9 protein-coding genes and 5 pseudogenes are annotated in these 13,982 nt (G+C 59.3%); 12 read left to right on the top strand and 2 right to left on the bottom strand.

Features of this window, described 5'->3' with window-relative positions; all coding sequences use genetic code 11:
- The first annotated feature begins 311 nt into the window (after positions 1-311).
- Positions 312-1,553: pseudogene (locus NKH41_RS31245) on the top strand (IS110 family RNA-guided transposase).
- Here NKH41_RS31245 and NKH41_RS31240 read toward each other — a convergent pair.
- Both NKH41_RS31240 and NKH41_RS31235 read right to left on the bottom strand, forming a co-directional pair.
- Positions 1,511-1,710: pseudogene (locus NKH41_RS31240) on the bottom strand (integrase catalytic domain-containing protein); the annotation flags it as partial. The pseudogenes NKH41_RS31245 and NKH41_RS31240 overlap by 43 nt on opposite strands.
- A 40-nt stretch (positions 1,711-1,750) precedes the next feature.
- Positions 1,751-1,900: pseudogene (locus NKH41_RS31235) on the bottom strand (IS256 family transposase); the annotation flags it as partial.
- Between the two features lie 253 nt (positions 1,901-2,153).
- On the opposite strand from NKH41_RS31235, the gene NKH41_RS31230 reads away from it, so the two are divergent.
- The 11 genes and pseudogenes from NKH41_RS31230 to NKH41_RS31175 all read left to right on the top strand — a co-directional run bounded on the left by NKH41_RS31230 (position 2,154) and on the right by NKH41_RS31175 (position 13,897).
- Positions 2,154-3,773, top strand: coding sequence for an ABC transporter substrate-binding protein (locus tag NKH41_RS31230; protein WP_352935508.1), 1,620 nt, complete (start codon positions 2,154-2,156; stop codon positions 3,771-3,773).
- Positions 3,773-4,714 (top strand): ABC transporter permease, encoded by a 942-nt coding sequence (locus NKH41_RS31225; protein ID WP_352935505.1) that lies wholly within the window; start codon positions 3,773-3,775, stop codon positions 4,712-4,714. The genes NKH41_RS31230 and NKH41_RS31225 overlap by 1 nt, the downstream gene beginning before the upstream one ends.
- A gap of 1 nt (position 4,715) precedes the next feature.
- Positions 4,716-5,597, top strand: coding sequence for an ABC transporter permease (locus NKH41_RS31220; RefSeq protein WP_352935502.1), 882 nt, complete (start codon positions 4,716-4,718; stop codon positions 5,595-5,597).
- Position 5,598: 1 nt separating this feature from the next.
- On the top strand, positions 5,599-6,606 hold the full coding sequence (locus NKH41_RS31215) for an ABC transporter ATP-binding protein (RefSeq protein ID WP_352935499.1): 1,008 nt from the start codon (positions 5,599-5,601) through the stop codon (positions 6,604-6,606).
- Positions 6,603-7,649: an ABC transporter ATP-binding protein gene (locus NKH41_RS31210; RefSeq protein ID WP_352935496.1), complete on the top strand. Its 1,047-nt coding sequence runs from the start codon at positions 6,603-6,605 to the stop codon at positions 7,647-7,649. Before NKH41_RS31215 ends, NKH41_RS31210 begins: the two co-directional genes overlap by 4 nt.
- Before the next feature lie 172 nt (positions 7,650-7,821).
- Complete coding sequence (locus NKH41_RS31205; protein WP_352935494.1) at positions 7,822-8,382, top strand: hypothetical protein; 561 nt, start codon at positions 7,822-7,824, stop codon at positions 8,380-8,382.
- A 126-nt stretch (positions 8,383-8,508) separates the two neighbouring features.
- A pseudogene (locus tag NKH41_RS31200) lies at positions 8,509-9,933 on the top strand (M20/M25/M40 family metallo-hydrolase); the annotation flags it as partial.
- Between the two features lie 93 nt (positions 9,934-10,026).
- Positions 10,027-10,285 (top strand): annotated as a pseudogene (locus NKH41_RS34285) (transposase); the annotation flags it as partial.
- A gap of 172 nt (positions 10,286-10,457) precedes the next feature.
- Entirely contained in the window at positions 10,458-11,711 is a 1,254-nt protein-coding gene (locus NKH41_RS31185) for a methylaspartate ammonia-lyase (protein WP_352935488.1), read from the top strand.
- A gap of 15 nt (positions 11,712-11,726) precedes the next feature.
- Positions 11,727-12,878, top strand: a complete 1,152-nt coding sequence (locus tag NKH41_RS31180) for a CaiB/BaiF CoA transferase family protein (RefSeq protein WP_352935486.1) — start codon at positions 11,727-11,729, stop codon at positions 12,876-12,878.
- 116 nt (positions 12,879-12,994) lie between these two features.
- Positions 12,995-13,897 (top strand): HpcH/HpaI aldolase/citrate lyase family protein, encoded by a 903-nt coding sequence (locus tag NKH41_RS31175; RefSeq protein ID WP_352935483.1) that lies wholly within the window; start codon positions 12,995-12,997, stop codon positions 13,895-13,897.
- Positions 13,898-13,982 lie beyond the last annotated feature (85 nt).

Below are 13,982 nucleotides of genomic sequence, written 5' to 3'. Positions count from 1 at the left end.
GAAGCGGCGCCGTGGACAGCGCAACAGCACGTCCGGCGATATCATCGCGGCCGTCCGCCAACTGGTGCTCATCGCCAATGATGATTTGATGCCGGCATCCTCAGTCGTCAGGTTCGTTAAGCTTGGCGCATCCGGGCCACGGGGCACCGGGAGCACGCAAGTGCGGGCAGGCCGTCGTATGCAGATGAACTGCGAGTTCGAGCACATTATCTGGCCGCCCCTACGACTGGCCCGGATGCGCTGCGAGCGCGGATCCGTATTTGTCGTGTTGCCCGCTCGCTCCCTGTTCGTGACCAACGATGGAGGGAACCGTGCGTGTTATCGGCATGGACATACACCGCGTAGCCGCCGAGGTCGTGTCGTTGCTTGATGGCAAGATCGTCAAGCTCGGTCGCGTTCAAATGCTGCGCAATAAGCTCGAGGAGTTCGCCAGGAAGGAACTCACCCACGATGATCATGTGGTGATCGAGGCCACGGGCAATGCTGCTGCCGTCGCTGAAGTGCTGTCGCCCTACGTCGATCGGATCGTGATCGCCAATCCCAAGCAGGTGCACATGATCGCGCACGCGAAGGTGAAGACTGACACGATCGACGCCACTGTCCTTGCGAAGCTCTACGCCTCGGGCTTTCTGCCGGAGGTCTGGGTTCCGGATCCGGGGACCCTTACCCTCCGAAGACAGGTCACCAGGCGGACACAGCTGGTTCGCCAGCGTTCGCGGCTGAAGAACCTGATCCAGTCAATCCTCCACGCCCACCTGATCCCGCCGTGTCCGCACGGGAACCTCGTCGGGATCAGCGGGCGCAAATGGCTGACGAGGCAAATATTGCCTGCGGATGAGCGCGCCGCCATCGAGCGCCACCTCGGCTTGATTAACCAGATCAACGAGGCGTTGACGGTGGTCGAGGCGGATATCGCCGTACATGCCCTTCAGGATCCGACAATCCGCCGCCTGATGACGTTGCCCGGCCTCGACGTCACCGTGGCTGCGAGCGTTGCCGCGGCAATCGGCGACATACGGCGCTTCAGCGATCCACAGAAGCTCGTTGCCTATCTTGGCCTCAATCGGAGCGTGCGGCAGTCCGGTGAGGGGCCAGCCTATCACGGGCGCATCACGAAGCAGGGCCGCGGCCATGCGCGGGGGATGCTGGTCGAGGCGGCATGGGCGGCTGTGCGATCGCCAGGACCTCTTTGCGCCTTCCACAAGCGGAACGCCTCGCCGCGGGAAGCACATCGCGGCCGTCGCCACTGTGCGCAACGTTGCAATGATCATCTGGCACATGCTGAGCAAGGATACCGACTAGATCTGGGCCCGGCCGGCCTTGCTCGCCGCAAGTTCAGATCGGTCGAGCTGCGTGCCGGCCTTGCGACCAGCCATGCCAGACGCGGCACGGCCTTCGACTACAACATCCCAGCCAAGCGCGCCGAAGAACGATCCCGCGCCGAGGAAGCCGAACGAGGCCGGAAAGGCCGAAGGCTGTGGAAAAGCCGCCGAATGAGAAGAACGGGCTATTCTACAACATCCGTCTGCATCGGCTTGCCCGGCGCGATGTAGTGCCACTCGACGCGATGGTCCTTCGACCGGGCGAGGATTGCGTTCGAGGTGAACTCCGTGCCGTGGTCAGACACGATCATGCCCGCCTTGCCACGCGGCCGAGCAGAGCGGTCAGCTCACGAGCGACGCGCCTTCCGGAAATCGACGTGTCGGGTATCTGAACAGCACGATCGGCGGACTGACGCCGCCATGACCCCGGTCGTTCGCAGATGATCCCAGTGTTCGGTGGGGAAGTCATAGAATGCCAGCAACGTCCCGCGATCCTTCGTCAGGCAGTCGACCTCGTTGTCGTACTTCACGCCGTAATTCTCGGTGAACACATCGATCACCATTTCGGCTGCTGCCTGTAGTAGCTGACCGACCCGAAGCACCGACCGCCAGCAGAATCACCGGTCTCCCGCAGGGAACACAGCGATACCCCCTGCTGAGTCAAGATCTTAGGCCGCTCTGAGCTTATCTCAAAACCAGATGGCAACGATACGCAAACTGAATTTGACGTAAGTCGCCGCGCGACTAATCATAGACCGAATGAATGCTCCTCTCGGTATTCATCTATCAGACAAGCGCGGACGAACAGCGCGCAAAAAGGGGAATTGGAACATGACAATCTCTCGACGCGATCTTATGAAGGCGAGCCTGGCTGCCGGGGCGGCTATGTCGACTTTGTCGGTCCCCTCGGTCTTGCGGGCGCAGACGGCGCCAACCGCCGCCCGAACGGTCCGCATGGTCAAATCAAGCGATCTCAGCACCTACGATCCGATCTTTTCGGCGGCTAACATCACTCAAGAGCATGGCATGGCGATTTACGACACGCTGTTTGCGCCCGACGCGAAGTTCATGCCGCAGCCGCAAATGGTCGGGAAATGGGGCGTTTCCGACGACAAGAAGATCTATACATTTGAGCTACGGGACGGGCTAGGCTGGCATGATGGCACGCCCGTCACCGCGGCGGACTGTGTTGCCTCGATTCGTCGCTGGGGCGAGGTGTCGGCCGGTGGACAAATGCTTATGGGGCGCGCCAGTTACATCTCGAAGAAGGACGACAAGACCTTTACAATCGCACTCAAGGAGCCGATGGGGCTTCTACTCGACATCTTAGCGACACCTATCGGCCCGTGCCTGTTCATTATGCGTGAAAAGGACGCCAATCTGCCGGCAAGCGAGCAGGTCACTACAAATATCGGTTCGGGGCCCTTCAAGTTCAATGAGGCGCTCGCAAGGCCGGGCGCAAGCTTCACTTATGATCGCAACGAGAAATACGTGCCGCGTAAGGAGCCGTCCGACGGATTGGCCGGAGGGAAGGTCGTCAAGGTTGATCGTGTCGTCTGGGAGAATATCCGCGATAAGCAGACCGCTTTAGCCGCCTTGCAAGAAGGTGAGATTGATTACTTTGAGGAGCCGTCCGTTGATCTTCTCTCGGTCATCGAGAGCGACCCCGAACTTGTATTGGAAGTGCTGAACACGTCGGGTTATGATATGTACCTGCGCATGAATTGTCTGCAGAAGCCGTTCGTTAATGTGAAGGCGCGCCAGGCAATGCTCTATCTGATTGATCAGGAGGCGTTCATGCGGGCCGCAATTGGCAACCCCGAATATTTTAAGACGGTCACCTCGTGGTTTGGAAATGGTACACCCTATACAAACGACGAGAATACTGGATGGTTCAAAAAGGGTGGCGATCCAGAAAAAGCTAAGCAGCTTTTCAAGGAGGCCGGCTATTCCGGCGAGAAGGTCGTCATTCTCCAGCCTACGGACTATCAGTTATTCGGCAATGCCACGCAGTTCCTTGCGGCCGAGCTGCGGAAGATTGGAGTGAATGCCGAGCTCGCTCCGAGCGACTTGGGTGGAGTTCGCAAGCGCCGCGCGAAAAAGGACCCCGTCGAAACGGGCGGCTGGAGCATCTTCATTACGTCCGACTCCGATTATTCACGCGGCGAGCCTCATACCAACGTCACTATGACGGCCAATGGCGAGAAGGCCTGGTACGGCTGGCCTAAGAACGATGAATACGAGGCTCTCCGGGCCAAATGGGCGGATGTTGCAACGCTCGACGAACGCAAGTCGCTCGCTCGCAACATGCAGAAGGTGTATTGGGATTCCGTCGGCACCGTCCTGTTGGGTCAATATTTCGCACCAACCGTGCGCCGGAAGACGCTCACCGGGCTCATCGGCATGCCAGATATATTCCCGATGTGGAACATGCAGAAAGCCGAAGCCTAATGGCTGCCTACATCCTTCGTCGGATGATCTCGGCCATCGCTGTCATGGCGATGGTCGGGATTTTCGTCTTCCTGCTTCTCAGGCTGGCGCCCGGCGATCCGGCAGACATCCTCGCCGGCGACACGGCGACGGAAGAAATGGTCGCCAACATCCGTCAGCAGCTGGGACTCGACATGCCGCTGCCGGTTCAATTTGTAAATTGGGCCCTCAGCATCCTGAGCGGCGACTTCGGGACGTCAATTTTCTCTCAGCGCCCCGTTCTTGAGCAAATTTCACTGCGGCTGGAACCGACCATTTCCCTTGCACTGCTGACGATGTTCGTGTCGGTGACGATTGGGGTCTCCCTCGGCGTTCTTGCCGCGTGGCGGGCTGGCCGTCTTGTTGATCGCGTCCTGACAGCATTCGCAGCAATTGGCTTCTCCGTCCCAGTGTTTGTCGTCGGATTCTTTCTCGTATACTTGTTCGCTATCAGGATGCATTGGCTACCAGTCCAAGGATACCGGCCTATCAACCATGGCTCCGGGCCATGGCTTATGCACCTGATCCTCCCGACGGTTACGTTGAGCGTTCCCTACCTCGCCTTCATAGCCCGGATCACACGAGCGAGTATTCTTGAAGTTCTGTCGGAAGATTATATGCGGACGGCTGCTGCCAAGGGCGCTTCCTCCTACGCTTTGCTTTTCCACCACGCCCTGAAGAATGCTGGCGCCCCGATCCTGACCGTCATCGGTATAAGCTTCGCGTATCTGGTCGGCGGCGTTGTTATCATCGAGACGGTGTTCAACATCCCTGGTGTCGGTCGCCTCGTCGTCGATGCGATCAACAACCGCGACTATCCCATCATCCAAGGTGTGCTCATCCTCGTTTCGGGCCTGTACGTCCTGATCAATCTCGCGGTCGATCTTTCTTATACCCTGGTCGATCCCCGCATCCGGTACTGACATGACGTTTCTCTCCGCTCCCGTTGACGCCGTGCCGGTGGGCCGACTGCAGCTCTCCGATGTTCCCCGTATGGCAAGGCGGCATCCACTGATCTTTGTCGGCGGGGGCCTCCTGGCGCTTCTGATCGTTCTGGCGCTCGCTGCACCGCTTTACGCAGGCGATCCCCTGAATATGGACCCGTTCAAACGTCTTCAGCCGCCCTCCGCCGCGATGTGGTTTGGCAGCGACGATCTCGGCCGTGACGTGTTTGCGCGAACGGTGTTCGGCGCCCGGCTCTCGCTGATGGTTGGACTGACGACGGCGGCGAGCGCCTCTCTGTGCGGAGTTCTGATCGGCATACTCGCCGGCTACATTCGCCTCTTCGACAATATCATGATGCGGTTCATGGACGGCCTGATGTCGATCCCGACGATCCTGCTGGCCATCGCGCTTATTTCCCTGACTGGCCCCGGGATCGGCATCCTCATCGTTGCCATTACGATCCCCGAGACACCAAGCGTCACGCGGCTGGTTCGTTCGGTGGTTCTGGGGGTTCGCGAGCGGCCCTATGTGGAGGCGGCGATCTGCGGCGGTGCGCGCCTGCCGAAGGTGCTGTGGCGGCATGTCCTGCCGAGCACCATTCCAGCACTTATGGTCCAAAGCGCCAATGTCTGCGCCAGTGCGATTTTGACAGAAGCCGGGTTGAGTTTCCTGGGGGCCGGCGTGCCGCCCGAGATCCCAAGCTGGGGCAACATGATCGCCAGTTCGCGCCTCTATCTCGGTATCGCCCCAATGACGGTCTTCGCCCCCGGCATCTGCCTTGCCGTCACGGTGCTGGCCGTCAACCTGCTCGGCGATGGCTTGCGCGACCTGTTCGACCCCCGCTCAAAGCGGAGGCGCTGATATGCAAATGCATACGAACATTGGAAAAGACGTGCTCCTCGATGTTCGAGAGCTCGAGACACACTTCTTCGGCGAAGAAAGCGTCACTCGTGCGCTAGGAGGAATCAGCTTCCAAGTGAAGAAAGGCGAGACGCTCGGTGTGGTCGGGGAGTCGGGATGCGGCAAGAGCGTCACCGCGCTTTCCATTCTGCGTCTGCTCCCGAAGCTTAATGCCAAAACCGTTGGCGGCGAGATCCGCTTTCACGGACGCGATCTCCTTGAGCTTTCCGACCGGGAGATGCGAGCGATCCGCGGCAACCGGATCGCCATGATTTTCCAAGAGCCCATGACGAGTCTGAACCCGGTCTATACGATCGGCCGCCAGATCGCCGAGGCGGTGCAGATCCATAGCAATGCCTCCAGGGCAGAAGCTATGGCCCAAGCTCAGGAGATGCTCCGTCTCGTCCGCATCGCCGACCCCGAGCGTCGGGTCAACAACTATCCGTATGAGATGTCGGGCGGCATGCGCCAGCGCGCCATGATCGCTATGGCGCTGGCCTGCTCACCGGAACTATTGATCGCCGACGAGCCTACGACTGCGCTCGATGTCACCATCCAGGCGCAGATCCTGCGGCTTATCGTCGATCTTAAAGAGCGTACCGGAACTGCGGTGATGTTCATAACTCACGATCTCGGCGTTGTCGCGGAGACGTGCCAACGCGTGATCGTGATGTATGCCGGCCGCATCGTGGAGCAAGCCAACGTAATTGATCTTTTCGCCCGGCCCTCGCACCCCTACACCCAAGGGCTGATGCGCTCGGTGCCCGATCGGCGGCGCGGTCGGCAGCGTCGCCTGCCGGAGATCCCGGGCATCGTGCCAAGCCTTCGCGAGCCCATTGTGGGTTGCACCTTTGCGCCTCGCTGCCCGTTCGTGATAGACATTTGCCGCGAGAAGACGCCCGGTCTGCGTGATGTTAGGCCGGGCCACGCAGCGGCTTGCTGGCGAGCGGAAGAGGTAGTGGGCGCATGAGCGAGCCATTGCTGCAAGTCGAGAATCTGACGAAGCATTATCCACTCGCCTCGGGAATCTTCAGGAAGACACTCCCAGTGATCCGGGCGGTGGAGAATGTATCCTTTTCTGTCGAAGCGGGCGAGACGCTCTGCATCGTCGGCGAATCCGGCTGCGGCAAGTCCACCATCGCGCGGCTCTTGATGCGGCTCGTGGAGCCGACGGGCGGGCGCGTGCTGATCGACGGGACGGACATCGCAGGTTTGAAGAAGGAAGCGCTTCACGCGTGGCGTCGTCGGATGCAGATGGTCTTCCAGGATCCCTACTCGTCGCTGAACCCGCGTCTCACGGCTGGACAGATCATCACTGAACCAGCGGAGAATTTCGAGCGTCTCAGTCGGGAGCAACGCAACATGCTCGCTGCAGACCTCCTCCAGAAGGTCGGAATGTCGCCCGAGATGATGCATAGGTTACCGTCCGAGTTGTCAGGTGGTCAGCGCCAACGGCTTGGTATCGCGCGGGCGCTGGCGCTCCGGCCTTCGCTCATCATCGCCGACGAAGCGGTGTCAGCCCTTGATGTGTCAGTTCAGGCACAGATCTTGAATCTGCTGCTCGATCTCCAACAGCAGATGGGCATTGCCTTCGTCTTCATCTCGCACGATTTGGGCGTTGTGGAGCATATCGCGCATCGCGTCGCGGTCATGTATTTGGGGCGGATCGTGGAGCTTGCGTCCTGCGAGGCGCTCTTCGCCCGGCCCGTTCATCCATATACCGAGGCTCTGATCGCGGCGGCACCTGTGCCGGATCCCACACGGGTTCGGTTGCAGCCGCCCGTTGAGGGCGAGGTGCCAAGTCCCATCAACCCGCCTACTGGATGCGCGTTCCACCCGCGTTGCCCGCTCGCCGTCGAGCGCTGCCGCATCGAAGTACCGCCTTTGGTGCCGATGGCAGACGGGCGCGTCGTGGCCTGTCATGTGCGCGCTCCGGCCACAGACGTTCCGGGCCAGCCGGATGTGGCAGCCAATTCTTCGCCACAGACGATAGCAGGTCTGGGCGTGTTGTAATCCTCGGAGGTATTCGGACAGCTGCCGCATGGGCCGACAGCGCGCGATGCCGGCTAGACGTCTGCGCTAGCAATCGTCCTAGCAACTGTTGGAAAGACGGAGATCACGGAGAAGGTTATGCAGAACTTGGCTGCGTGCACATGTCGAGAATGTGGCGTTGGAGCGGCTGTCTATGCCTATGCTCGAATTCAGTGGACAGCAATATCTCGACGGGCGCGCGTCCGATCCGAATGAACTCGGCTTGATGCGCGGTGCGCCGCCGGCCAACGAAAAGCGCATCGTATTCGAGGGCGACAAGTTTTTCGAGTTCCCGCACGTCCGATGGTCGCTGTCGCACATGCCCGAGCTTGTGCCGACTGCGAACGTGCGGCGCGGGCGCCAAGGGCCGTCGCCGCTTGATCGCAGCGACAGGGCCGCCGACTTTGGCGAGGTCACCTTCGCCGACATTGATGGGCGCACTTGGCGCGTCGATGATGCGGTTTTCGACACCTACACCGATGGCATCCTACTGCTACATCGCGGGCGCGTCGTCTATGAGCGCTACTTCGGCGCGCTTGAGCCAAACCTGCCGCATGCGTGCCACTCAGTGACGACGTCGTATGCGGGCACTCTGACCGCAGCGTTCGCGCACGAAGGTGTGCTCGACGACGATCGCGCACTACCTACCCGAATTGCGCAGCCTCGGTATGGTGAAGAAATGCAAGGCTGCACTGCGCTCTGCGTACCCGGATAGCAGTTCGGCGCGCACCGCATTCTATCTAGCCGCTTACATGTAGAGCGGCGCCCGACCCCAACGAGTCGATTAGCAATGGAGACGAGATAAAGCCATGACTGACTATCTTCCCGCCGTTCTGGATGTGACAACAATCGAGACGCCGCGCTCTCAAGACTCTTTGAGGTGTTGCGGATACCCAGTGTCTCAACCGACCCTGCCTATAAGGAAAGTTGCAGAGCAACTGCGGAATGGTGCGCCGCAACACTTCGTGAAATCGGTTTTGAAGCGGGTCTACGCGAGACGAGCGGGAATCCGGTCGTCGTGGCGCACGATGGGCCAGCCGATGGCGCAGGAAAGCCTCATATACTCTTCTACGGCCACCATGACGTGCAGCCGCCGGATCCTCTGAACCTGTGGACTAAACCTCCATTCGAGCCATGGTTGGACGTCGAGCCAGGTAATGGGGAAGTGATCGTCGCGCGAGGAGCGGAAGATAGCAAAGGACAATTCTCAACGTTTCTCGAAGCCTTACGAGCGTGGAAGCAGGTGGCAGGCGCGCTGCCAATCCGCGTGACGGTTCTCCTTGCAGGTGAAGAGGAATCCGACTCACCAAGCCTTCCAGAATTTTTGGCTCGGCATGGAAGCGAGATCACTTGCGATCTCGCGTTCATCTGCGATGTCGTACAGTGGGATAAAGATACTCCTGCAATTACAGTCCGGTTGAGAGGCATTGTCGGTCTTGAGGTCATTCTCACGGGGCCAAGCCGCGATCTGCACTCCGGCCAGTATGGCGGGCCTGCATTGAACCCTATCCGGACGCTCGTGCATGTCCTTGCTGATCTCCATGACGCCGATGGGCGCGTCACTGTACCCGGTTTCTATGATGGTATCGAACCGCCCCCGCCGGATCAGAAGAAGCAATGGGAAGCGCTGGACTTCGACACCGATGCATTCCTTGGCGACGTAGGTCTTGCAGTTCCAGCAGGAGAGAAGGGATATAGCGCGCTGGAACAACTTTGGGAGCGTCCAACCTGTGAGTTTAATGGCATTACTGGCGATTACCAGGGTGTTGGCGGTAAGACGATTATTCCCTCGAGAGCGTCTGTGAAGATTTCTTGTCGACTGGTCCCAGGACAGAATCCTGAGAAGATTTTAGATTCGATTCGCTCGTTCATCCTGTCCCGGGTGCCACAGGATTGTAAAGTGGAGTTCCTCAATAAAGACAACACCGGTTTGTCCGGCGAGGATGAATCGTGTTCTTTTGAAACGAAAGTGAAAGAAGCCAGTCGCAAAGCCTTCAGTATTGATCCCCGATCACCTTACCTGAAGGCAGCAGCAGCAGCTCTCGAGGAGGAATGGGGGCGGCCCACCGTGTTCATGGGGTGAGGCGGATCAATTCCTATTGTCTCTTCACTGAGTCGTGTCCTTGGCATGGATTGCCTTCCGATTGGCTTCGGATTGGATGATGATCGTATCCACTCTCCAAACGAAAAGTACAATGTAAAATCCTTCCAAAACGGCGCACGCAGCTGGGCCAGAATGATCGGACGGCTGGCCCGACCTGCTTAGTCTTACTGAGTCAGAAAGTCGCGGCTGCGAGGGGATTCCCGCTGGTCGCGGATTTGTTAGGGTGCTGCTTCGTGATCAGGGAAGCGCCCCGCCATGCCAGACTGGACAGCCGAGAGTGAAGCCGCGTTCGACGCCTATGTCGATGCTTTGATCGGGGGGATCGGCCACGCCGACCGAGCTGAGCCGCTGAAGGATTATTGCCTCGGACTTCTGATGCCGATAGGAGCGCAAGAGCGTGGAGCCGTTGGCGGCCGTCACGGCTCCGTCGCGGGTGTCGGCCAAGCATCAGTCTCTGCTGCATTTCGTGGGACAGGCGCCGTGGTCGGACGCGGCCTTGCTAGCGCGGGTTCGCGGTTCGGGCGTGGCGGTTTCCTTGAGCAGGCGGCGGCTATCTGAAAACGCGATGGCACCGTCCAGAACATTATATTGGTGAACTCAACGCCAAGTGGCGCATACTTGGGAGGTAGCCAAACCGAACCGCAACCGCCCGTCAACGCCGTCCCAACAAAATCGAGCAAAGTGAAGTGCAGATCGAAGACGTCCTTATCGCGCCTGGCAACGGCGCATTTTTCTATGACGATCAGGAAGCCATTAGGTCTGGCGCAATCCAGGACGGCTTCATCTATGTCGGCGCACCGACAACGCCTGGGTTCAAGTCCATCCGCATTCCGGCATCTTCGCTCAGCGTCGGCCTCGTCCTTGCTGACGACACCGTTGTTTGGGGCGACATGATGAACGTCCAGTATTCTGGTGCTGGTGGACGCGATCCTCTGTTCGACATAAATCAAATCTCAAAATTAACGTCATGCGTTGTCGCACCGCGGCTTCTTGATGTCGATGCCTCTCGTTTTCGTGATTCTTGCACAAAGGTTTTTGAACCCGTCGAACATCAGCGGTTACCTCTGGCTGTAGAGTATGGTATTAGCCAAGCTCTTCTTCGCGCAGCCGCCCATCTTCAGCACAAGACGATGGCGGAGATCATATGTGCGGAGTTTGATCTGCCGCTACCGACGTGCCGCGTCCCGATTTACTGCCAGAGTGGTGACACTCGCGAACTCAATGTGGACAAGATGATTCTGAAGGCGGTGGATGTGCTTCCCCACGGCCTAATCAATTCACGGGCAAAATTCGGCGTCGACGGCCAGACCTTCATGGAGTTCGTCAAGTGGGTTGCAACGCGCACGCGCGAAATCGGCCGCTCGGGGTATCAGCCGGTGCTGCATTTTGATGTGTACGGCTGGATCGGCCTGGAAATCGGCCTGGAGCCGCAACGGATCGCCGACTTTATCTGCAGGGTTGCCGCTGCCGTTCCGGGTTTTACGCTCAACATCGAGTGCCCGGCGGATTTTGGTTCCACACAGGCCCAAATTGATAACTACGCTCGAATTGTATCGATACTGGATGACCGGGATTCCAGCGCGCGCATTGTCGTAGACGAGAGGTGCAACACGCTCGAGGATATTCGGCTCTTTGCCGAAGCCAAGGCCGCGCATCTCGTTCAAATCAAGACCCCGGATGTGGGTTCAATTGCCGACACGGCGCGCGCAGTTCTCATCTGCAAGGCGAATAAGGTAGGGGCGTATGTCGGGGGGAGCTGTACCGAAACAGATCTTTCCGCCCAAGCTTCTGTTCACGTATCGGTGGCAACCCAGGCGGACATGATGCTCGCAAAGCCCGGAATGGGTGTCGACGAGGGATTCTCCATCGTTGGGAACGAACAGAACCGATTGCTCGCGATGCTGAATCGCCGTCGGGCTCAGGTCGAAAAAATTGGATGAAAAGAACGGTGTCGCATGCAGAACTCTCTTGAGGGGATCACTGTCGTAGCCGTGGAACAGGCCGTGGCCGCGCCTTACGCATCGTCTCGCCTTGCGGACGCCGGCGCCCGTGTCATCAAGGTCGAAAGGCCCGAAGGGGACTTTGCCCGAAACTACGACAAGCTGGTGCGGGGACAGAGCGCCTACTTCGTCTGGCTCAACCGGGGTAAGGAGTCAGTTTGCCTGGACTTGAGATCGGAGGCGGACCGTGATGTCCTGGGATCGCTCATCGCCGTTGCTGACGTCTTCATCCAGAACCTGAAGCCGGGCAGCATCGAAAAACTGGGTTTCGGGTCTGCGGATCTGCGTCGACGCTTTCCGCGGCTGATCACCTGCGACATCTCCGGTTTCGGGGAGAAGGGGCCGTATTCCCATTTGAAGGCGTATGATCTTATCGTCCAGGCCGAAACAGGTCTATGCGCGATCACCGGCACCCAACAAGGGCCAGCGCGTGTAGGGGTGTCGGTTTGCGACATCTCGGCGGGCATGACGGCACATAGCGCCATTCTTCAGGCGCTGTATCACCGCGAGGTCACCGGCGAGGGGGCAAGCATTCAGGTGTCACTGTTCGATGCCGTCGCCGACTGGATGAACGTACCGGTAATGCAACACGACTACAGCAGCTACCACACGGTACGCGCGGGCGTGAAACACCCGTCACTGGCGCCGTATGGCGCCTATCGCTGCGCCGATGGCAAAGACGTCATCTTCTCCGTCCAGAATGACCGGGAATGGGTGAATTGCTGCGAGAAATTCCTTAGGCAGCCGGAGCTCACACGCGCACCTGGCTTTGCCGACAACATGGACCGCCTCGGTCACCGTGCGCAACTTGATAAGATCATTGAACGGCGGTTTTCCGAACTGTCCTGCCAGGAAGCAATGCAGGAGCTTGAGGCGGCCGGTCTGGCATATGGCCGATTGAACGAAGTGGCGGATATTTCAAAACATCCCCACGTTCGCAGGGTTGAGGTTGGCACACCTGAAGGAACTATAGAGACGATAGCGCCGGCGGCGATCTTCAACTCTGAGCGCCCTTCTCTGCGCCCGGTTCCGGCTCTCGGCGCCCATACGGAGACCGTCCGCGAGGAGGTTCTAGCGCGTTTGCGCATAAGGGCCGCGTCAGCGTGAGCACACCTCTTGTTGGTAAGGTGCGCGCTCGCGATTTACAGAGAGCGTGTCTGCTCCCGGCCCCCAGCGAGCTCACTGTCACTGACCTGGCTAATATCGACCACAGAGGCGACTCTATGATCAGGGACACCATTCCGGCCGTTGAAAGCGCGATGTCTGTACCCCGCTGGAGATCCTTGCTCTTCGTTCCCGCTCACGTTCCGCGCTTTGTGGAAACGGCTCATGACCGCGGTGCAGATGGCGTCATACTCGACCTCGAAGACTCGGTCCCGCAAGACTGGAAGCTTGAGGCACGGCGGCAACTTTCTGCATCCGTGGGAAAGGTGGGCCGCAAGGGTTCAGCAGTGCTGGTCCGGGTCAACCGGGGCTTACGCGCGCTGGCCGCAGATCTCGAGGCGGCGGTAGTTGCAGGCGTCGATGCGCTCGTCCTCCCCAAGGTGGAGTCGGGCGAGTGGGTGATGGAGGTCGCTAATGCGGTATCGAAACTTGAACAGGAGAGAAATCTTCCGCTGGGATGCATCCGCTTTCTTGCCCAGATCGAGACCCCGGGTGCATTGCAAAACCTCGCGGCCATTGCGTCGGCGCATCCCAGGATGGTTGCAATGGCGCTTGGTCCTGAAGACTTCAGTGCCGCTGTTGGCGGTGCCCCCGAATTCGACCTGCTCTTGACGCCGAACCTTTCCGTTCTTTTTGCCGCCCGTGCGGCCGGGTTGCTCCCGCTGGGCTTCATAGGAAGTATCGGCGAGTTCTCGGACACTGATAAACTTCGTGAAGCCGCGGCGCATGCGCGGCGGCTTGGCTTTGCCGGAGCTTTGGCGATCCATCCGACACAGGTGGCGATATTTAATGAGGCTTTCTCGCCAAGCGCACAGGAACTCGAGTGGGCCCGTCGTGTCGTCGCGGCGGAAAACGAGGCCGCCACCCGTGGACTGTCTGCATTCTCGTTTAACGGTAAGATGATTGATCCGCCAGTAGTTCGGCGCGCCCACGAGATCCTGGCTCTCGCCAGCAGTAACTGACCTGCCTTTAATCAGTGGCCGGACAGGCGCTGCGTTTCGAGACATGGCCCGTCTTGCCTGCCATCTCGTTTCGAGATAGATAAGA

This window comes from Mesorhizobium sp. M1169 (assembly GCF_040318345.1).
Lineage (GTDB): Bacteria > Pseudomonadota > Alphaproteobacteria > Rhizobiales > Rhizobiaceae > Mesorhizobium.
The sequence above is the reverse complement of the archived record's forward strand: the minus strand, read 5'-3'. Positions and strand labels throughout refer to the sequence as shown.